We start from the raw sequence: 19886 nt of genomic DNA on the forward strand, positions 1-19886 counted from the left end.
TCGGGGGCGGCTCTTTTCCCACCCGGCCTTCCACTGACCACCGTGTCGGCCAAGGGCGCCACCCAGCAGACGGAGTACGACTCCGCCGGCGACGCCGTCCGCATCACCGACCCCGCCGGACTGGTCACCGAGTTCACCTACGACGGGATCGGACGCACCCGCACCAAAACCGTCAAGGCCGAGGCACCCTCCGGTGACCTGACCACCACCTACACCTACGACGCGGCCGGGCAGGTCGTCGAGCAACTCGACCCGCCGGTGCTCAACCAGGTGACCGGCGCGACCCACACCGCGAAAACCACGACCACCTACGACGCCGACGGCAACGTCACCTACCGCAAGGTCGAGGACACCACCGGCGGGGACGCGCCCCACGACTCCACCAGCGACTACAACACCCACGGCCAACTGGTCAAGACCGTCGACGCCGTCGGCGCGGTCACCCTCTTCGAGTACGACGACTACGGCAACACCACCGAAACAGTGGCGTGCGCCGTCAGCCCACCCCCGGCAAGCCCCTGCCCGGCCGGCGACGTCCTACGCGCCAAGACGGAAACCTACGACTCGGCCGGACAGCAGCTGACCACCACGATCACCGGCGCCGACGGCACCAACACCCGCGTGTCATCGAAGGCCTACTTCGCCAACGGCAACCTCGCCTCCGACACCGACGCGATGAACTGGGTGACGGAGTACGAGTACGACTTCAACGACAACGTCACTAAGGTCACCCGCACCGACGGCGTCAAGCGGTTCGTCCGCGAACAGAGCAGCTACGACGCCATCGGCAACGTCATCACCCAGCGCGCCGACAACGGCGCCAACTGGACCACCTACAGCTACGACGCCGCCGGCCGGCTCGTCTCCTCCACCGAGCAGCCGGGCGACCTCGAACGCGTCACGAAGTACTCCTACGACGCCGACGACCACGTCACCAGCACCCAGAGCCTCGCCGGGCAGCTCCAGACGCCCCTGCAGACCGTCGAGAACACCTACGACCCGATGGGCCGGGTGACCTCCGAGAGCGTCAGCGTCAAGAGCGCCGCCCTACCCACCGGCTGGTGGCGGATGGAGGAGGCGGCGGGCTACGAGGCGTACGACTCCTCGCCGTCGCAGCGCACCCTCTACTCGTACAACGGCACCGTCGGCCGCTCCGACGGAGCCGCGCTGTTCACCCGCACCAACGTCCTGCAGACCGCGCAGCCGGCGCTGAACACCACCCAGTCGTACTCGGTGTCCGCCTGGGTCAAGCTCAGCGACCTCAACCAGGACCAGACGGTCGTCGGCGAGGGTGGCAACAACAACGGGGCCTTCTTCCTCAAGTACAGCAAGTCCTACAACCGGTGGGAGTTCGCCGCAGCCCGGACGGACACCACCTCCACGACCTGGAGCGCCGCCCGGTCCAGCGCCGCGCCTGCCGTGAACACCTGGGCCCACCTGGTCGCCGTGTTCGACGCCGGCACCAAGGAGATGAGCCTGTTCGTCAACGGCTCGCTGTCGGGCAGCACCACCCAACCCACCCCCTGGAACGCCCTTACCCCACTGGCCGTCGGCGGCATCCTCATCGGCCCCAACGAGGCGCAACTGGTCAACGGCGCCATCGACAACGTGCAGATCTTCCAGGAGGAGCTCAGCGCCGACGAGGTCGGCACCCTCTACGGCGCCGGCAACGGCCGCAAGGCCACCACGACGGTGACTCCGAAGAAACTGACCACCAGCTACACCGTCGACAAACGCGGTCTGATCACCGCCGTGACCGACCCGATGGGCAACGTCACCACCTACGAGTACGACGCCCCCGGCAACCTGGCCAAGGTCGTCGCCCCGCCGGTGTCCACCGAGACGTTCGGCGGCGGCGCGCCCGTGCCGGCGGTGCCCGTGTTTCGCACCGGCTACAACACCTTCGGCGAGCCGACCGAGACCCAGGACCCGCTGACCAACGTCCTCACCACCCGCTATGACGCCGCCGGCCGACCGATCAAGACGATCCGGCCCGCCTACACACCACCCGGCGGCACCCCGATCCCCGCCGCCGAGACCAGCACCGCCTACGACGGGCTCGGCCAGGTCGAGTCCACCACCGACGCGCGCGGCAAGACCACCACCTTCGAGTACGACGCGCTCGGCAACACCGTGCAGGTCACCAACCCGGCCGGCAAGGTCACCACCGCCGCGTACGACAAGGTCGGCGACCTCATCGAAACCGTCGACCCCACCGGCGCCAAGACCACCGCCACGTACGACTACCTCGGCCGCGTCCTCACCCGCAGCCAGGTCGTCCGCCAGCCCACCCCGATCACCAACACCACCACCTACGACTACGGCACCGGCGCGTACGGCAACACTCCCGCCGCCGGACCCTGGCTGCGCAAGGTCACCACCCCGGAGGGCGTCACCACCTCCACCACCTACAACTGGGTTGGCGAACCCCTCACCGTCACCGACGGCGCCAACAACGTGACCACCACCGACTACGACGGTCTTGGCCGCCCGGTCAGGACGATCCTGCCGGACTCGACCAGGACCACCGTCGCCTACGACGGCATCGGTCGCCCCACCATGGTGCAGAACCTCGACGCCAGCAACGTCGTGCAGACCACCGAGAAGATGGGCTACGACGACAACGGCAACCTCACCTGGGTCAAGGACGCCCGCGGCACCACCACCAACTTCGGCTACGACGCCCGGGGCAACCTCACCAGCGAAACCCAGCCGGTCACCAACACGACCGCCATCGGCACCTCCTTCGGCTACGACCTCGCCGGCAACCAGACCCGGTTCACCGACGGCCGCGGCAACGCCTTCTGGACCACCTACAACTCGTGGGGCCTGCCCGAGTCGCGGATCGAACCGGCCACCCCGGCCTACCCCAACGTCGCCGACCGCACCTTCACCATCGCCTACGACGCCCTCGGTCGCCCCGTCCGCCAGGACTCACCCGGCGGCGTCACCGTCACCAACACCTACGACGACCTCGGCCAGCTGAAGCGAGTCACGGGCAGCGGCGCCGAAGCCACCACCGCCGACCGCGTCTTCGACTACGACGACGCCGGCCGGCTGACCTCACTGTCCGTCCCCTCCGGCACGAACACCATCGGATACGACGACCGGGGCCTCCCGCTGACCATCACCGGCCCCACCGGCAGCAACTCCTTCTCGTACAACCGCGACGGCAGAATGGCCGCCCGCACGGACGCCGCCGGCACCACCAACTACACCTACGACATCGCCGGCCGGCTCAAGACCACCGCCAACCCCACCACCGGCATCAACGTCGCCGTCACCTACAACACGACCTCCCAACCGGCGACGATCACCTACGGCACCAACAACAACGTCCGCACCCTCACCTACGACCCGCTGCACCGACTCAAGACCGACACCCTCAAGAACTCCGCCGGCACCGTCACCCTCGGCTTCATCACCTACGGCTACGACAACAACGGCAACGAAACCTCGAAGACCACCACCGGACTCGCCGGATCCGCGAGCAACACCTACACCTACGACCTCGCCGACCGGCTCACCTCGTGGAACAACGGCACCACCAACACGACGTACGCCTACGACGACTCCGGCAACCGCATCCAGAACGGGTCGAGGACCTTCACCTACGACGCCCGCAACCAGCTCAGCACCCAGAACGACGGCACCACCTACACCTACACCGCCCGCGGCACCCTCCGCAGCACCGCCAACGGATCCGTCGCCTACGCCACCGAGACCGACGCCTTCGGCCAGGTCATCACCCAGCAGGGCACCGGCGGCGCCAGCACCACCTACACCTACGACGCCCTGGGCCGGGCGCTCAAACCCGGCTTCACCTACACCGGGCTCGGCAACGACCTCGCCAGCGACGGCACCGCCACCTACACCCGCGACCCCTCCGGAGAACTCCTCGGCACGGGCAGCGGCACCGGCGCCGGATCCCGCTACACCTGGACCGACCAGCACACCGACGTCGTCGCCCAGTTCACCGCCACCGGCACCACAATTGCCGGCTCCACCACCTACGACCCCCTCGGCAAGGTGACAACCACCAGCGGCATGGTCGGCAACCTCGGCTACCAGTCGGAGTGGACCGAATCCCTCACCGGCCGCGTCAACATGCACGCCCGCTGGTACAACACCACCACCGGCCAGTTCGACACCCGCGACAGCGCCGACGTCACCCCCGTCCCCGACTCCATCACCGCCAACCGCTTCCAGTACGGCGACGGCAACCCCCTCACCACCATCGACCCCACCGGACACTTCGGCTGGTCCAGCTTCAAGCGGGGCCTCTCCAGCGCCGCGAGAGTCGTCACCAACCCCGTCTCCACGTTCCGCGCCGCCGCCAGCTACACCGCCTCCACCTTCAAGTACGTCTCCTCCGGCCGCGCCTGGAAAGACGTCAAGTCCAGCGTCAAGAAGGTCACGAGCAAAGCCACCAAAGCCTGGCACACGGTCAAGAAGTCCACCGTCCGCTGGGCGAAGAAGAAGAGCCAAGCCCTCAAGGACGCCTACCACGCCACCCGCAGCTGCATGTCCAAGGGCGTAGGCAAGTGCGTCAAGGAAACAGCCAAGAAAACCGTCAAGAAGACCATCGACAGCGCCAAAGCCACCGTACAGGCCATCAAGAAGGACCCCTGGCGATTCGCCGCCACCGCCGCCGCCGGCCTGATCGCCACCGTCGCCGTCGGTGCCCTGTGCGCCACCGGCGTCGGATGCCTCATCCTCGCCGGCGCCGCCGCAGGAGCACTCGCCTCAGGCACCGGTTACATGGTCGACGTCTCCCGCGGCGACCAGGAGTTCTCCTGGAGCGGCCTCGCCGGCACGATGATCGAGGGCGGTCTCGACGGTGCCGCGTCCGCAGGCCTCGGACGACTCGGGGGAGCAGTCGGCACCAGGGCGCTCGGCGGTGCCGCCAGCCGCCTGCCCAGCCTGGGAAGCCGGATGCCCGGCGGCAGCGCGGTGAAGGCCGGTGGTGGCTCCTCGGCCCGCGCCGCAGCGACCAAAAGCGGCGGAAACCGGAGCGGTGGCGGTGGTGGTTCGTCGGCGCGTGCGGCCGACCGGTCCTCGGGCGGCGGCTCGCCGCAGGCGGGTTCGGGCCGCCGGCAGGAGAACTGCCACAGCTTCGACCCATCGACCCGGGTTCTGCTCGCCAACGGCAGCAGCCGCCCCATCTCCGCGCTCAACATCGGCGACAAGGTGGCGGCAACCGAACCGCACAGCGGCCGGACCGAGGCCAAACGCGTCACCCAACTGCACCTCAACCAGGACCGGAACCTGACCGACGTTACTGTACGCGACACGTCGTCGGGCAAGCGGACGGTCCTGAAGACCACCGAGCACCACCCGTTCTGGGACGCGACCGAACGGCGCTGGGTCGACGCGGGTCAACTCATGCCCGGCCACCGGCTGCTGGTCCACGACGACAAACGCCTCGAAGGCGACGGCACCGGCGCCGGCATGGGCGGCGGCGGACCCGGCCGCCAGGTCACCGTCACCGCAGTACGCAACCACACCGGCAACCAGCCGATGCACGACCTCACCGTCGCCGACATCCACACGTACTATGTGATCACCGGTGACACGCCGGTGCTGGTACACAACTGTGGAGACAGCAGCGGTGACGGCTATACGGACCTGTATCACGGTACGAGCAATAATGCTGCCGCGAGTATTCGCGCAAACGGTGTCGATACTGGATACTCCTCACGGCCCATGGACTTTGGTAACGGTTTCTACACCACCCGCGATTCGGCGCAGGCGGCGGAGTGGGCCGCGAAACGCTATGGCGACAATGGAGAAGTGCTCCATTTTCGCATAGCCAACACTAAGCTGGAGGGGCTCAACTCGATGAAGTTCGTCGGCGACAGCCTCGCGTTGAGGAAGTTCGTCAACTACTATCGTGGCGGTGGAACGGATGCACCCTTCGATATGGTGGAAGGTCCGATGTTGGGTAATCCGGGTCGGTTTATGCGAGGTGGAGAACCGCGCTGGTTCGGAAATCAAGTTGTATTCTTTGGTGATACTGGCCAAATGCTAGATGCTGCGTTGCAGTGAGGAATGCCCATGTCAGAGTTTCAGATGCCTGCGTCGCCGGATGTTGCTGAGTTGCTGAACGCAATTGCTTGTGAGATGGTCGACCAGTTTGGGATCACGCGGGCGGAGGCGGTAGCTCGGATCAATGAACAGTGGCATCGTCAGGACCTTTCGTCGAACGACGAGATCATCCTCCATGAGGATGAATACTTCTGGGCCTTGTTCATCTACTTCGGCGGCGAAGTGCCAAATTGGAGCCGAGATGCCAATCGGTCCGAATGGATTCCGAAGCCTGTGCCTACGCGCGACTCCGGCTACTGGCCGATGCCCGATTGATCACCCTTCCGCGTGACCCCAGTTCCATGCCGCGGTCCCAGGTCAGGGTGTTGAGTAGCCGAGGGGCCATCGGTGTCGTGACCGCGGATCTCCCCAACACCTCCACAGGCCCTCGACCAGCCGTCCTTGTTCGTGTGCATGAGTGGGCGGATGGTGGGACTCGCGGCGACAGCCGGACTGGATCCAATCGCTTACCTTGATGTGGCTGCCGGTACGGCGGCGCTTGGACTACAAGCAGAGGTTCGTGGTGTCGCTGGACGTGCGGCCTGGGCATGCGGTGGCCGATATCGGGTGCGGTCCGGGAACCGACCTTCCTCGGTTTGCCGATGCGGTGGGTGAGGACGGGGTGGTCGTCGGGGTGGACCGGGAGCCTCGGATGCTTGAGGAGGCGAGGCACCGCCTGGTTGACCGGTCGAACGTGCGTTTGTCTTCGGGCGACATCCACGACCTGCCGATAGCGGACGTCAGCGTCGGTCGGGCGCGGGTGGATCGTGTGCTGCAGCATGTGGCGGACCCGGCGAAGGCGGTCCGGGAGGTGCGCCGGGTGCTTCGGCCCGGGGGTTGTTCGGGATGGCAGAGCCGGACTGGGACGCGCTTGCGGTCGCTGACGTGGATGTCGACATTAGCCGGCGGTTCGCCCGTTTCGTCGCGGGCCGGGTGCGTAATCCGACGGTCGGCCGGAGCGCGCAGTGCGTTGTCTTCTGGGCGGCCTGAGCCGCTATCGCGACTCGCCGGCTCGGCTGGGTGAGGCAGGGCGGCTCGTTTGCAGTCCCTCGGGTGCACCGTGGTGAGGTTGAGGCTCGGCCCGGGCGTCATGATGCCGGGCCGGGCTACGATCCGGAGTCGTTGGCGGGTCCCCACTTAACTTTCGGTGGTCACGGCGCTGGTCACAGCCTCGAGTATGGATGGCGATACCGGCGGGCATCACGGTATCGTGGACTATCGAATGGTCCGGTTCTGCGTATTTATCGGCATGATTCGTCACGCCGTGATACAACTGTGATGTAACTGGGGGTCAAGGGGTCGTCGGTTCGAATCCGGCCGTCCCGACACAAGAAAAGCCCTGACTAGCGGAAACCCTGGTCAGGGCTTTTGCGTTCGTCTATGGATTTTTGAACCGCCCCCCGAAAACCCTCCGATTACCCGGGGCGGCAACCAGGTTTGTCATCCATCGTCATCGTCGTGCGCCCCGGGCGTGGGGCGTCCGTTCCGGTCGGCGCCGAGGCGCTCGAGGACTACGGAGACGTCCGGTGCTTGGATGGGCTTGGCGATGTAGTAGGTGGCGGTGACACTCCTCGCTGGAGTGCCCGAGCTGCTGCGGCGCTCTTGGTGTCGGTGTCTTCCTTGATGAGGGTGGCCACGGTCTTGCGGAAGGTGTGCGGGGTGACCCAGGCGAGGTCGGTGTCGGCGCGGGCCTGCACCGGCTCGCTGTTCGCCTTGCCCGTGGTCCGGGTACCCTCCCACCAGGCCGTTCTATCCTGGTCGCTGACGTCCGCGCCGACGGCATCGGCATGAGCATCATGGGAACCGATGAGCGCGGCATCCTGGACGCCGCCGAGTACGACTTCACACAACCCACCGTGACGTTGATCGGCAATGAGACCACCGGTCTCAGCTCCGGCTGGCGCGAGGCATGCGACCAGCTCGTCCGGACCCCCATGTTCGGGTCGGCCAGCTCCCTGAACGCGGCGACCGCCGCGACTGTCATGCTGTACGAATCGGCACGTCAGCGGGCCGCCGCCCGGCGGTAGCGCACTGATCGCAGGCAGCCACCCGGTCGGCTGACCGCCACCACCGCGCTACCTGACCCGCAGCGCCCGCCTGCGGGCAGGCGCCGCAGCCGGGCACCACAAGGGGGCGCGGACGTCGTCCTCCCCATGAGCGTGCCGGGCGGGCCCGGCGACCACCGGGATGCCGACGACGGCTGCTATTTGGCTGCGGCGCGGGACCGGCGGCGGAGCGGGGAGTTGGGCTTGGACGCGGCTAGCGGATCCCAGTCGGGGCTGATCGGGGTGAGCTTGGACGGGTCGGCGATCACGGCACCGTTCTTGACTTCGGCGCTGAGCGGGCGGCGGAGGATCGCTCCGGCGGTGCCCAGGCCGCTGCTGACGGCGCCGACGATGCCGCTGCCCCAGATGGTGCTGGCGCCGGTGAGCCACAGGCCGCGAATTTCGGTGCGCGGGCCGGGTCGGCGTGGACCGATCTGGTCGGCGGCCATCTCGATGCCGTAGCAGGAGCCGAGGGTGGACAGCGTGAACCGTTCATGGGTGAGCGGGCTGGACGCCTCCTGCCAGACGATGTGCTGACGTAGGTGCGGGATCACGGTGGTAGCGCGGTCGATCAGCTGCTCGGTGAGGCGTTCCTTGAGCACGGCGTACTGCGGATCCTTCCGGTAGCCGTCGCTGCTGGGCCAGAACGTGCCCTGCGGGGCGAGGCACATCACCTCGAGGGTGGAGTGTCCGGACGGAGCGGCGTGCGGGTTTCCCGGATCCTTGGTGGTGGCCGAGGTGAGGAAGATCGGCATCTCGTCCGGGATCCGGCCGTCGTAGATGTCGCGGTAGACCTGTTCCACATCGGCGTGTGGGTAGCACCAGTACGTGCTGTTGGGCAGCTGGTCGGCGAGGTCGATGTCGAGTCCGAGATAGACGCTGAACAACGGCAGCGCCATCCGGTACTTCTCCACCCGGGCGACGGTGGCCGGCGCCAGGTGGTCGCGGCCGACAAGGTCGAGGTAGGTGCGCTTGAGGTCAGCGCCCGACACCACGATCGGGGCGCGGATCGCCTCGCCCCCGTCGAGCTGGACGCCGACCACGGTTCCGTCGTCTGTCAGGATGCGTGTGACGCGCGCCTTGGTGCGCACCTGGCCGCCGTGGGTCTGGATGACGTCGATGAGATGAGCCGGAATGACCTGACCGCCGCCGCGCGGGTACCAGGCGCCGCCGGTGAGGTAGTGGTCAAGGAAACCGCCGTGCAGCGCCACCGAGGTCCGCGACGGCGGCACCCCGTAGTCGCCGGACTCGCCGACGATCACCGCCCTGGCTAGCGGACTGAGCCGGCACGCGGCGAACAGCCAGGTCAACGGCAGTAGCCCGACGGTGGCCAGGGTCGGTGCCGCCCGGACGATCCGCAGCATGCCTGCGATGGTCCGCCCGGGGATCGTGGCGGCACGCAACTCGGCGCCGATCCGTCGCAGGATGCCTACGCATAGCCGTAGGCCACGCTCCTGGTGAGGGAACGCCTCGACCAGCCGAGCCAGGTAGGTGTCCCAGTCGCTGGGCACCCGGAACGTGAGATCAGGGAACACCAGCGTCGAGTGGCAGTCGGGGTCGAGCTGGCGGAAATCGATCCGACCGTCCAGTCCGAGGCCGCGCAGTGCCGCCGTCATCCGCCCTTCCGGGTGGCACTCGCCGATGTAGTGCATGCCGACGTCGAACTCGTACCGGTTCCCCTTGCGCCGGAAGACCTGGCTGCAGCCGCCGGCTACCTGGTTCTGTTCGAGCACGAGGGTGCGCTTGCCGGTAGCGGTGAGATACGCGGCGCAGGTGAGCCCGCTGAGGCCGGAGCCGATCACGATCGCGTCCCAGTCGTTCATGTGAACCACCTCCACCGAGCAGCATATCATTCGATATATCATTTGCTATAGCACTAGGATCAGTCCGTGGCTGAACGTCGTACCGATTCCACCGTGCGTGTCCGCCTCCTGGAAGGCGCCGCTCGCCTGCTAGCCGAGGAAGGCCCTTCGGCACTCACCCTGCGCCGAGTCGCCACCGAGGCCGGCACCTCCACGATGGGGGTGTATACGCACTTCGGCTCGATGGCCGATCTTGCCGACGCGGTGGTCACGGAAGGCTTCGCCCGGCTGGCCGCGCGACTCGCCGAGGTGCCACGCACGGACAACGCGATCACCGACCTGGCCGGCCTGGCCCGCGCCTACCTGGTCAACGCGCGCCAAAACCCGCACCTGTACGCCGTCATGTTCGGTACCGCCCCGCTGGGCATGTACCGCCCCCAGACCGCCGACGAGCGCAAACGCGGCCGGCACGCCTTCGAGGAGATCGTGGAGACCTGCGGCCACGCCGTGAAACAGCGACGACTGCGACCGGCCGACCCGCTGGCGATCGCCAGCCAACTATGGACCGCGATGCACGGCTACGTGATGGCCGACGTCGGCGGCTACTTCGGCGAGGACGGCACCGAGCATGTCCTGGTGCCCATGCTCGTCACCATGCTCAGCGGCCTCGGCGCCGATCCAGACACCGCACTTGCGTCGATCAAAACACTCACGGCGACCGACGCCACCCCCCTCTAGCCCGTTCAGAAACTGCTCGACGAGCGCAGTCACCAGACCGGCCCACCGCACACTGTGCCTGTTGCTGGAGATCACCCGGACACCACGACAGCTCGACGACCGCTGTGGCAGCACGGGAGCAATCGAGCCGCGCGGCTCTGCACCTCGTACGCGGTGTCGATGCCGGTGTCGCCGAGCAGGTCGCGGACGGGGGCGCAGGGCGTCGGCGGAAGCTGCTCGGTGCGTCCCTTCGTGCCCAGATCGCGGTAGCCGGTGGCGAGGATGCGCCGGTCGGCCGTGAGCTGCTCGCGCTCACCGGTGATCCGCTCGGTCAGGTCTAGGGTCACGCCACCGGCGTCGTGCCGGGCCGCGGTGATCAGTCGGTTGCCGAGCAGCGTCATCCGGCGCCGCTCGTCCAGCTCGTCCTCGTACATTCGCAGGTAGAGGGCGTCGATGACGTCCCGGTCGGCCGACGAGTAGTTGGTCGGACACAGCTGGTCGCGGAGCCGCTGCTTGCCGTCCTCGGAGGCGCTGTAGTAGTCGGTCGCAGGTTCGGGGCACCCGGCCCGGACGTGTTGTGGTGCGGCGACATGACCGAGATCGTCACCGACCAGGGGAAACTCTACCTGGCGACAGTGATCGATCTGTTCAGCCGCCGGTTGCTCGGCTACGCCATGTCCGAGTACCACGACGCCGCGCTGATCGTCGCGTCGCTGAACATGGCCGCCGCCACCCGCTGTGGCACCGTGGACGGGGTGATCTTCCACTCCGACCGGGGAGGACGCCAGCGAGGCCTACGAGACCGCCTGCCGGCGTCTGGGCGTGCTGCAGTCCATGGGCCGGGTCGGCTCTGCGCTGGACAACGCCGCCGCGGAATCCTCAACTCCACCATCAAGGTCGAGTACATCCACCGGCACCGGTTCACCACCCGGGTCGAGGCCCGCCTGAAGATCTCCACCTGGATCGTCGACTTCTACAACCTGCGCCGCAGGCACAGCACCTGCGACGGAATGTCACCCATCGACTACGGACACTTCATGGTCGAAGCCAAGAGGACCGAAGCTGCATAACGGAACCCTCCACGATTCCGGGGGATTGACATGCGATGATCTCTGGCATGCCCCACACTGCACCCCCGTCCGTACGTTTCGTCCGCCTGGGCCCGGCCGTCTTCGAGGCTCTACTCACCGGCGACCTGGCCACCGCCCGGACGCTGACCGGTGTTCCGCTCTCGGAATGGTTCCTCTCCGACGAGGTCGACTGGCTGTGGCGGATGCGACTACTCCAGATCGCCGCCGACCCGTCCGCCGAAGACTGGGTCGTCCGCGCGGCGGTAACGGTGCCCGACGGCGTGGTGGTGGGCGCCGGTGGCTTCCACGGACCGCCCGACGCCGCCGGCATGGTGGAGATGGGATACGGCACGGACCCGGCGTTCCGCCGGCGTGGTTACGCTCGGGCCATGGTGGCCGCGCTGCTGGAGTGGGCGGCCGCGGAGCCGTCGGCGATCACGGTCCGGGCTAGTATCCGCCCGGACAACGAAGCCTCACTGGCCACCATCGCCGGTTTCGGTTTCATTCACGTCGGCGAGCAGCGGGACGAGCAGGACGACACTGAATACCTTTTCGAGCGTCCGGCCCGATCCGCCGGTTGATTCGCCCGACCGCCGCCGGGAGCGAAAGTCCTGGCGGCGGTCGCTCCGCCACCCGCCACGGTCGCACGGACGGCGGGGCCGGACCGGGCGCGGTGTCGGCGACTGACCCGGGCGGTCAGCTGGTAGGCCGGCGGTGGCCCCAGGCAGCACTGCCCAAAAGTTAACGACCTGGGGCTCAATTGACGTGGGTGTTGTGGTGGGTTCGTCGGGCGGCGGCGCGGTCGCTGGCGAGGCCTGTGACGGCGCGGATGGTTTCGGGTAGAGCATCGTGGCGGCCGGTGAAGCGTTGCAGGGTGCGCCACCATTTTATATTGGCGATGGCGTGTTCGGCGGGGATGCGTTGCGAGGACTGGGCTTTGCGGGCTGTTTCGTACGCGTTGATCTGGTCGGGTGGGGTGTCCTTCTTGGGCTTCAGTGGTGGGGCGATGACCTGTCCGGGGTGGTCTTTGGCGAGGCCGCGGTAGCCGACGTCGACCAGGAACCGCACGTCGGGGTAGTTTCCATGCGAGGCAGGTGCAGCAGCATCGTGTAGCGGGTCGTGCGTTCCACAAGGGTGCCGATCGCGGAGCGGTCCAGTCCGATGATGAGTCACCCTCCCAATGGCCGGGCACAGCACGATCCGCTGCCTCGGCGGGCCGTTCGCTGATCATCACCTCGGGGGTGACCATGCCGTCGCGAGGCTGCCGGGCCCGGGCGCGTGGCACCCGAAGGGCGCGCCCAGTCCGCAGGCAGGCGACCAGCTCGCGCTTCAACGCGCCCCGGCCTTGGACGAACAGCGCCTGGTATATCGCCTCGTGCGAGATGCGCATGTCCTCATCATCGGGGAAGTCGATGCGCAGCCGGCGCGCTCTTCCTCGCCCAGACCGGCATGACCCTCGAACCCCGAACCCCCATGATCAAACAGACGCCCGTCTTTCAATCTCTGTATGAAAGTCAGCGCCTGGCCCACGAATTGCTACTCTCGACATTCCAAAGTCAGCCAGCATCCGTGGAGTAAATCATGAATGTCCTACTTCGTCGCTTGTCAATGGCGCTCTTCTGCGCCGCGGTCATCGTGGCCGGCACCGGCGGTGCGGCCGCGCGCGACAGCCAAGACCGTGGCACCGCCGATGTGCCGGGGAACCCGCGGATCAGTGCGCACGGGTGTGCACACTGCCCGAAGAAGGCAGCTCTTCCCGAAACTTCACCGTCGCAATCTTGATCTGGAGTTGATCGGCGACCGAGGGGTCTGCCGCGCCGAGTACGTCCGCCGCGTGCTGCCAGGCGTGGCGGGCCGCGTCGGTGTCGCCGGCGGCGTGCAGGGCATCGCCGAGGTCGTTGAGTATGGTGACCTCGCCGTCCCAGTCGCTCATCTCCCGGGTTATCCGTAACGCACGCTCGAAACAGGCGATGGCCTTACGGTCGTGGCCTAGGTGGTGGTGTGCGTAGCCCAGGCTGTGCCAGGTGGCCGACTCCGCCAGGCGGTTGCCGAGCTGCTGGTGTAGCCCCAGCGCTTGTTCACAGCGGGTGATGCAGCGACGATGGTCGCCGGCTCGGGCGTGGCCCCAGCCGATTGCGTTGAGGGCAAGGGCTTGACCGGCCAGGTGGTTCACCGCCAGGTACAGGTCGAGCGCCCGCTCAGCGTGGGTGATCGCCTCCTGGTGGCGCTCCTGGGCGAGGAGCAGATCACTCAGGATCCGATGGCCGATGGCCTGGCTGACCGGATCGTTCCACCTCGCCGACACGTCGATGCTTCGCCGCGCATAGGCCTCGGCCTCGTCGTACCAGCGCAACTGGGTCAGCGCGATGGCTAGAAGGCGCAGCGCGTGAAACTGACCGGTGGCGTCTGCCAGCCGGTCGGCGGCCTGCAGCGCGACCCGTCCGATCGCGGCGAGATCCGACCATTGCCTGCGTCGTTGCAGGAACGTCCCCAGGACCCAGGCCAGCTGCCAGGCGTGCTGGTCGAACCCCGCGTTGGCGGCGAGTTCGGCGCTGGCGACCAGCACCGGGTACTCGATCGCGAACCAGCTCATCGCCTGGGCTTCGTCGGAGAATTCCTCGACGACGACCGTGTGGAGTTGTGGGGTGAGAGTGATCGGATCGCGGTTGGGGTACAGCAGCCGCTCGCCCGCGTAGGCGCTGTGCAGGTAGTAGTCGAACATCCCGTGCAGAGCCGCTCGCCGATCCGGTTCGGCCGTCCGATCGTCGGCGAGTTCCCCCGCGTAGGCATGAAGCAGGTCATGCAGCGCGTACCGCCCCGGCGTGTGTTCGGTTAACAGGCTGGCCAAGTCGAGCTCGACCAGCAGCGCACGGACCTGGGCCGGCGACTCGCCGATGAGGCTGGCCGCCGCCGTCGCCGAGAACTCTGTCCGCGGGTGCAGGCCGACCAGCCGGAACAAGCGCGCCGCCGGTTCGGTGAGCGCGGCGTACGACAGCGCGAACACCGAACGGACACGTCCGGTCGGGTCGCCGGCATCGAGTACGGTCAGCCGCTGTCCGGCCCGGCGGAGCTCGGCTGCGATCTCGGCCAGGCGAAAGCCGGTCTGCTGGGCGCGGGCCGCGACGATGTTCAACGCGAGTGGCAGTCGGGCGCACGCCGCGACGATCCGGTCGGCCGCCTCGGGCTCGGCCGAGACGCGGCTGTGGCCGAGCCTCCTGCGGAGCAGGTCATAGGCGTCCGCGGGGGAGAGCACGTCGAGGCTGAGCGGGTGCGCACCCTCGGCCGCGACAAGGGAGGTCAGCCGGTTGCGGCTGGTCACCATGGCCAGCGCCGAACGGGTGCCGGGGAGCAGCGGACGGACCTGGTTGGCGTCGCGGGCGTTGTCCAGGAGTACCAGAATCCGCTTGTCGGCCAGCATGCTCCGGTACAGGGCGGCCCGCGCGTCGAGGCTCGGTGGGATCCGTTCGGGCGGCACGCCGAGGGCGACGAGCAGCGCGTGCACCGCCGCGGTCGGCGATATCGCCCGCCGGTCCGGGTCGAAGCCGCGGAGGTTGATGTAGAGCTGACCGTCGGGGAACTGGTCGGCGACCCGGTGGGCCCAGTGCACGGCCAACGCCGTCTTGCCCACGCCGGCGGAGCCTGACACCGCTGAGATCACTACCGCGCTGGGCGCGCCGGCCGGCAGTTGGGCCAGCAGGTCGTCCAGGCGAGCCAGCTCCTCCGCCCGCCCGGCGAACCAGAAGGCGCCCGCGGGCAGTTGCCGCGGCACCGTGCTCATACCACCGACGACGACGCCTCCGCCCAGCGGGGCCGGCTGGTCGATGGCGGGGTCGCCGCTGAGGATCTGTTCGTGTACCCGGCACAGCTGCTCGGTGGGCTCCAGGCCGAGTTCGTCGATGAGATAGCGCCGCGCCTCCTGGAACACCGACAGCGCCTCCGCAGCACGGCCCGTCCGGTACAGCGCGATCATCAGCAGGCTCCACACCCGCTCGCGCAGCGGATGTTCGGCGAGCAGGCCGCGCAGCTCCGGGACGAGGTCACGATGCGCGCCTGACTCGAGGTCGAGTTCGATGCGTTCCACGATGGCCTCGACGCGCCCCTCTTCATGCCGGTCACGCTCGGCGTCCAGCAGCGGGCTGGACAGGCCCGTGCAGAACGGGCCGCTCCACTGGTCCAGGGCCGCCCGCAAGGCCACGATCGCGCCCGTGAGGTCACCGGCGGCCCGAGCGCGGCGCGCCTCGGCGAGCCCGGTATCGAATCGGCTGAGGTCCAGGTCTTCAGCCGGCACGGCCAGGCGGTAGCCGGCGTCGGTCCAAGTGAGCCTGTGCGATTGCGTGCGAGGGGCCCGGGCCGGCTCCAGCACCCGGCGTATCCGGGCGACATGCTTTTGCACCAGGTTTACGGCGTATGCCGGTGGCGCGTCGCCCCACACCGCCGCAATGAGCTGATCCCGGTTGACCGGCCGGTTGGCTCGCGACAGCAGCACGGCGAGGACCACCCGTTGCTGAATCGGACCAAGGTTCAGCTCGCTGTCACCACTCCGCACCCGTAACGGGCCGAGCACCTCGAAACGCATGTAGCCACCCGGATCGGCTAGGTTGCTATGGTGCTCAGAGTATAGTGGACTTCATCAATGTCTGTCCTGATTAGTTTTCCAAAGTGCAGCAGGCAAAAGGCGTAGCCACCAGTAATCCCGTCTTATCTGAGCCCACCGCAACCAGCATCGATCCCGGCTCGCAGTTACGGCCCGGCTGCCGGCAGGCGTGGGACCATACCCGCGTCCTGCTCGACCGCCGTAAACAACGCAGTACGCCCTTGCCGCCGCTCCCGCCCGTCGACCTCGGCGCCGCCAGCGAGCAGCCGACACGCCGCGTCAAGGTCGGCGACACGGGCCGCCGCATGCAACGGCGGATCCACCGCTCCTGTCGTCGGAACCGTCTCGTCGGGCGCACCCCATCATGTCATCCACGCGCCCGTCGAAGCCCAGCAGCCGTCGCTCGATCTGTCCGTGGGTCAGCCAACCGGGTGTCGACCGTAACCGTCAGGCGGGCCCCGCCGTCGGTGGGATCGCTGAGCCGACGCCAGCGGGTCGCCGCGCGGCTGCGATCGTCCAGCGTCGATCCGCTCGCCGAGGTCCCGTCGCCGGGGCAGCCAATATGTCTCCGCAGCTCAGATCAGCACAGCTTCAAGGACGTAGGGCCTTCCGGGCTCGTTGAGGCCCTACGTCCTTGAAGCTGAGTTGATCGTGAAGTCGGAGGCCCCTGGTTCCTGAAAAAGTGAGCTTCAGGATGAAGGTGGCGTCCGGCATGCAGTTGTGCGAGGTGCGGCGGCAAGTGACTTTACTGGTCAGCCCTCCAGGTATGGCTCCAACGAAGTCCAGCCGGAAGTCCAGCGACTTGTCCAACCGCATCCCGACCATGGGAACCAGGGCATACACATCGCTGCGATCGGTGGAGATCCAGCAAGAGGGGAGTTTCATGTTCGACGTCGTCTGCGTCGGGTTCGGGCCCGCGAACATCGCGCTCGCCGTAGCGCTCGACGAGATCTGGCCCGCGGCGCGTGTCAATTTCGTAAAACGGGATCCGGCTCCGTGCTGGCAGCGGCGATGATGCCCGACGGCGCCGACATCCAGAACCATCCCGTCAGCGACCTTGTGACGCCGCGCAACCCGCGGAGCCGCTACACGTTCGTCAACTTCCTGCACGAGCAGGGGCGGCTCTCCAAGTACCTGAACCTGCCGGTGGACCGTCCGCTGCGCAAGGAGTACGCCCGCTACATCCAGTGGGTCGCGGAGACCGTGCCCGCCGACGTCGACTATGGCCGGAACGTCACGGCGATCCGGTTCGCCGGGAGCGGGGCGGAGGTGCGTACCACCGACGGCGGCTCCTACCTGGGCCGGCCCGTCGTCGTCGCGCCGGGCCGCAGCCCGTACCTGCCGACGGTCTTCGACGGAGTGCCGTTCCCGCGGGCCGTCCACACGTCGCGCTTCCTGCCCGGCATCGCCGACTGGACCGGGACTGGGCCGGCACGCTGGCGGCCGTGGGCGCCAGCCAGAGCGCCATCGAGGTGATGCTCGACCTGTCCACGCGGTTCCCGGCCGCTCGTATCGTCAACGTGATGTCGGGCTACGGATACCGGTTCAAGGACACCAGCCCTCCCACCGGCGCTATCTGATCTCCGTCGCTGCGGCCGTCGTTGTTGTCGTGGCCGCCGCCGTCCTGCTGGTTCCCGTCGGGCTGCCGGTTCCCATCGGTGCCGGCATGCCTGCATAGCGTGATCGCTCCAGGCTCCTGCCACGGGGGCTCGATCATTTCAACGAGATGGGAGTAGTTGGTTTGTCCACCACTATCGATGTTTCTGTCCGCGCCAATGCGATCGGATCTGATCCGATGGCTGTTGTCGAAGAAATCTCCGCCTGGCTGTCCACACCCGCTGAGGAGGTCGACCGGGAGCTTGCTGGCGAGCTCGACCGGTTGCGACTCGCTGTTTCGGTGATGAATGCCGACGCCGCTGCCGGCGACCGGCACGCCCACTACTGCCAGCAACTCCTTCTGGCCAGGATCTACCAGCTGACCATGCAGATCCCCGAACAGCCGACCGCTGAGGGATCGGTGGTGGTGCACGAGGTGATGCGGCTGCTCGAGACCGCGACGCTGGCCGCCGAGGACGGCCGGATCGAGCCGGGCATCCTGGAGCAGGCGCCGGCCCAGCCGAAGGCGTACCTGTCCTGGCTCAAAAGGACCGCCCGCGCACACCGGGTGTTCAAGCACCCGTACTACCAGGACTTCATCAAAGACCACGCGACGGTCGACGACCTGCGCAATTACGTGATGCAGGAGTCGGTGGTCGACGGCCGCTTCGACGACCTGCTGGCGATGATGCAGGTGGGCACCAGCGGCGGCGCCAAGATGGAGATTGCCACCAACTTCTGGGACGAGATGGGCAATGGCAACCAGGCCGAGGTCCACACCCACCTGTTCAACGAGATATTCGAGGTATTCGAGATCACCTCGGCGGAACTGGAGACCGGGCTCAGCGCGAACGCCCTGCTCAACGGCAACCTGGCGGTTCTACTGAGCCGCTACCGCAACTTCTATGCCGAGGCCGTCGGCTTCCTCGGGATGACCGAGTGGTTGGTGCCCGACCGATTCGTGCAGGTGGTCAAGGCATGGGAGCGGCTCGGCCTGCCCGATGCCGGCATCGTCTACCACCGGCTGCACATCACGATCGACGCGCAGCACGCCGCCGGCTGGTTCCACAACGTGGTGATCCCCGCCGCGTCCTCGCCCGCCATGCGCCGCGGCATAACGCGCGGCGCCCTGTGGCGGCTGAACTCCTCGTGCCGCTATCTCGACGAGCGAATGCCCAACACCTACCGCTGACCGCCGCGCACATCCTGCCAAGAACACACAGGAAGGCAAGACGTTCCATGGCACTGAACCACCAGCACTTCACCGTGATCGACCTGCCGGCGCCACCGGTGGACGTCCTGCACAGCTACGACCGCTGCCCGGTCGACGACTACATGGGTAATGGCACCCGCTACAAGCGGTTCTCCCAGTACCGGATGCATTGGGAGCAGGACCAGGGTTGGAACTTCGAGCTGCTGCCGCACCGGGACTACACCACGTTCACCAAGTTCAACCCGGTGGCCGGCGGTATCCGTCGGGTCTACCAACCGATCGAGGCGGACTTCACCAAGATGATCGCCGTCGGCGCCGCAGCCTTCCCCCTGGACACCAGCGAGAGCTGGCAGATCAACGTGCACCAGAACCGGACGCGGGCCGAGGCTGATCGGGTGGGCCCGCTGACCCCGGAGGGCGTGCACCACGACGGCCACGAGTTCGTGATGATCGCCGTGCTGAGGCGCCACAACGTCGCCGGCGCCGAGACCCGGCTGTGGTACGACGGCGCCGAAGCGCCGTTCTGGAGCGGCACCCTCGAGGCCGGGCAGGCGGTGCTGCTGGACGACCGGGCGATCGCGCACGACGTGACCGACGTCGAATCCGCGGATGGCGGCCCGGCGCACCGCGACATCGTGATCGTGGCGTTCTCCCGCTGGCAGGAGAGGTGGTACGGCGACGAGCACGACCGTGCGGCGTTGACCGAGCCCGGGGTCACTGGCAGCTGAGCATTGTGGGTCCCGCCAGCGCCGTCCTTAGTAC

At 67.6% G+C, this 19886-nt stretch carries 17 protein-coding genes and 2 pseudogenes; 12 read left to right on the forward strand and 7 right to left on the reverse strand.

The annotated features are described in order from the left end of the window. Positions 1-33: 33 nt before the first annotated feature. From MCAG_RS26090 to MCAG_RS31350, 3 genes are all read left to right on the forward strand, one after another. Positions 34-6048: a LamG-like jellyroll fold domain-containing protein gene (locus MCAG_RS26090; protein WP_255349022.1), complete on the forward strand. Its 6015-nt coding sequence runs from the start codon at positions 34-36 to the stop codon at positions 6046-6048. A gap of 9 nt (positions 6049-6057) precedes the next feature. After that, on the forward strand, positions 6058-6363 hold the full coding sequence (locus tag MCAG_RS26095; protein WP_036375305.1) for a hypothetical protein: 306 nt from the start codon (positions 6058-6060) through the stop codon (positions 6361-6363). Positions 6364-6562: 199 nt separating this feature from the next. Continuing rightward, complete coding sequence (locus tag MCAG_RS31350; RefSeq protein ID WP_083802349.1) at positions 6563-7111, forward strand: methyltransferase domain-containing protein; 549 nt, start codon at positions 6563-6565, stop codon at positions 7109-7111. Positions 7112-7527: 416 nt separating this feature from the next. Here the strand turns inward: MCAG_RS31350 and MCAG_RS36380 are convergent. Then, positions 7528-7781 (reverse strand): annotated as a pseudogene (locus MCAG_RS36380) (tyrosine-type recombinase/integrase); the annotation flags it as partial. Positions 7782-7874: 93 nt separating this feature from the next. On the opposite strand from MCAG_RS36380, the gene MCAG_RS35240 reads away from it, so the two are divergent. Next, the gene (locus tag MCAG_RS35240; protein ID WP_232290281.1) at positions 7875-8114 is read left to right on the forward strand and encodes a TrmH family RNA methyltransferase; all 240 of its coding nucleotides are present in this window, start codon (positions 7875-7877) and stop codon (positions 8112-8114) included. Positions 8115-8290: 176 nt separating this feature from the next. Here the strand turns inward: MCAG_RS35240 and MCAG_RS26110 are convergent, their stop codons facing one another. Continuing rightward, positions 8291-9955, reverse strand: a complete 1665-nt coding sequence (locus MCAG_RS26110) for an NAD(P)/FAD-dependent oxidoreductase (RefSeq protein WP_036375309.1) — start codon at positions 9953-9955, stop codon at positions 8291-8293. Between the two features lie 93 nt (positions 9956-10048). Between MCAG_RS26110 and MCAG_RS26115 the strand changes: the two genes are divergently transcribed. Next, positions 10049-10672: a TetR/AcrR family transcriptional regulator gene (locus MCAG_RS26115; protein ID WP_050778064.1), complete on the forward strand. Its 624-nt coding sequence runs from the start codon at positions 10049-10051 to the stop codon at positions 10670-10672. 71 nt (positions 10673-10743) lie between these two features. Here MCAG_RS26115 and MCAG_RS31360 read toward each other — a convergent pair whose 3' ends face one another. Beyond that, positions 10744-11340 (reverse strand): SidA/IucD/PvdA family monooxygenase, encoded by a 597-nt coding sequence (locus MCAG_RS31360; protein ID WP_157548231.1) that lies wholly within the window; start codon positions 11338-11340, stop codon positions 10744-10746. On the opposite strand from MCAG_RS31360, the gene MCAG_RS32900 reads away from it, so the two are divergent. Further along, positions 11224-11721, forward strand: a complete 498-nt coding sequence (locus MCAG_RS32900) for a DDE-type integrase/transposase/recombinase (RefSeq protein ID WP_255349004.1) — start codon at positions 11224-11226, stop codon at positions 11719-11721. The genes MCAG_RS31360 and MCAG_RS32900 overlap by 117 nt on opposite strands. A gap of 47 nt (positions 11722-11768) precedes the next feature. Further along, positions 11769-12302 carry a GNAT family N-acetyltransferase gene (locus tag MCAG_RS26130; protein ID WP_036375315.1) on the forward strand — a complete coding sequence of 178 codons (534 nt, stop codon included), beginning with the start codon at positions 11769-11771 and terminating at the stop codon, positions 12300-12302. Positions 12303-12477: 175 nt separating this feature from the next. On the opposite strand, the gene MCAG_RS32905 is transcribed toward MCAG_RS26130, so the two are convergent. From MCAG_RS32905 to MCAG_RS36385, 4 genes and pseudogenes are all read right to left on the reverse strand, one after another. Beyond that, a complete protein-coding gene (locus tag MCAG_RS32905; protein ID WP_050778065.1) occupies positions 12478-12789 on the reverse strand; it encodes a hypothetical protein in 312 nt (103 codons plus the stop codon). 11 nt (positions 12790-12800) lie between these two features. Next, positions 12801-13150 (reverse strand): annotated as a pseudogene (locus tag MCAG_RS31365) (IS30 family transposase); the annotation flags it as partial. Positions 13151-13432: 282 nt separating this feature from the next. Then, on the reverse strand, positions 13433-16297 hold the full coding sequence (locus MCAG_RS26140; RefSeq protein WP_007075953.1) for a BTAD domain-containing putative transcriptional regulator: 2865 nt from the start codon (positions 16295-16297) through the stop codon (positions 13433-13435). A 164-nt stretch (positions 16298-16461) separates the two neighbouring features. Next, positions 16462-16638 carry a hypothetical protein gene (locus tag MCAG_RS36385; protein WP_369751336.1) on the reverse strand — a complete coding sequence of 59 codons (177 nt, stop codon included), beginning with the start codon at positions 16636-16638 and terminating at the stop codon, positions 16462-16464. Between the two features lie 560 nt (positions 16639-17198). Here MCAG_RS36385 and MCAG_RS36390 point away from each other — a divergent pair. The 5 genes from MCAG_RS36390 (at position 17199) to MCAG_RS26155 (ending at position 19852) form a co-directional block, all read left to right on the forward strand. Then, positions 17199-17330 (forward strand): SidA/IucD/PvdA family monooxygenase, encoded by a 132-nt coding sequence (locus MCAG_RS36390; protein WP_369751384.1) that lies wholly within the window; start codon positions 17199-17201, stop codon positions 17328-17330. Continuing rightward, entirely contained in the window at positions 17312-17791 is a 480-nt protein-coding gene (locus MCAG_RS26145) for a SidA/IucD/PvdA family monooxygenase (RefSeq protein WP_050778067.1), read from the forward strand. Before MCAG_RS36390 ends, MCAG_RS26145 begins: the two co-directional genes overlap by 19 nt. Further along, entirely contained in the window at positions 17761-17895 is a 135-nt protein-coding gene (locus MCAG_RS35245) for a lysine N(6)-hydroxylase/L-ornithine N(5)-oxygenase family protein (protein WP_232290282.1), read from the forward strand. Before MCAG_RS26145 ends, MCAG_RS35245 begins: the two co-directional genes overlap by 31 nt. Before the next feature lie 161 nt (positions 17896-18056). Further along, positions 18057-19103 carry an iron-containing redox enzyme family protein gene (locus MCAG_RS26150; protein WP_232290283.1) on the forward strand — a complete coding sequence of 349 codons (1047 nt, stop codon included), beginning with the start codon at positions 18057-18059 and terminating at the stop codon, positions 19101-19103. Between the two features lie 47 nt (positions 19104-19150). Then, a complete protein-coding gene (locus MCAG_RS26155) occupies positions 19151-19852 on the forward strand; it encodes a 2OG-Fe dioxygenase family protein (RefSeq protein ID WP_007075957.1) in 702 nt (233 codons plus the stop codon). Positions 19853-19886 lie beyond the last annotated feature (34 nt).

This window comes from Micromonospora sp. ATCC 39149 (assembly GCF_000158815.1).
Classification (GTDB): domain Bacteria; phylum Actinomycetota; class Actinomycetes; order Mycobacteriales; family Micromonosporaceae; genus Micromonospora.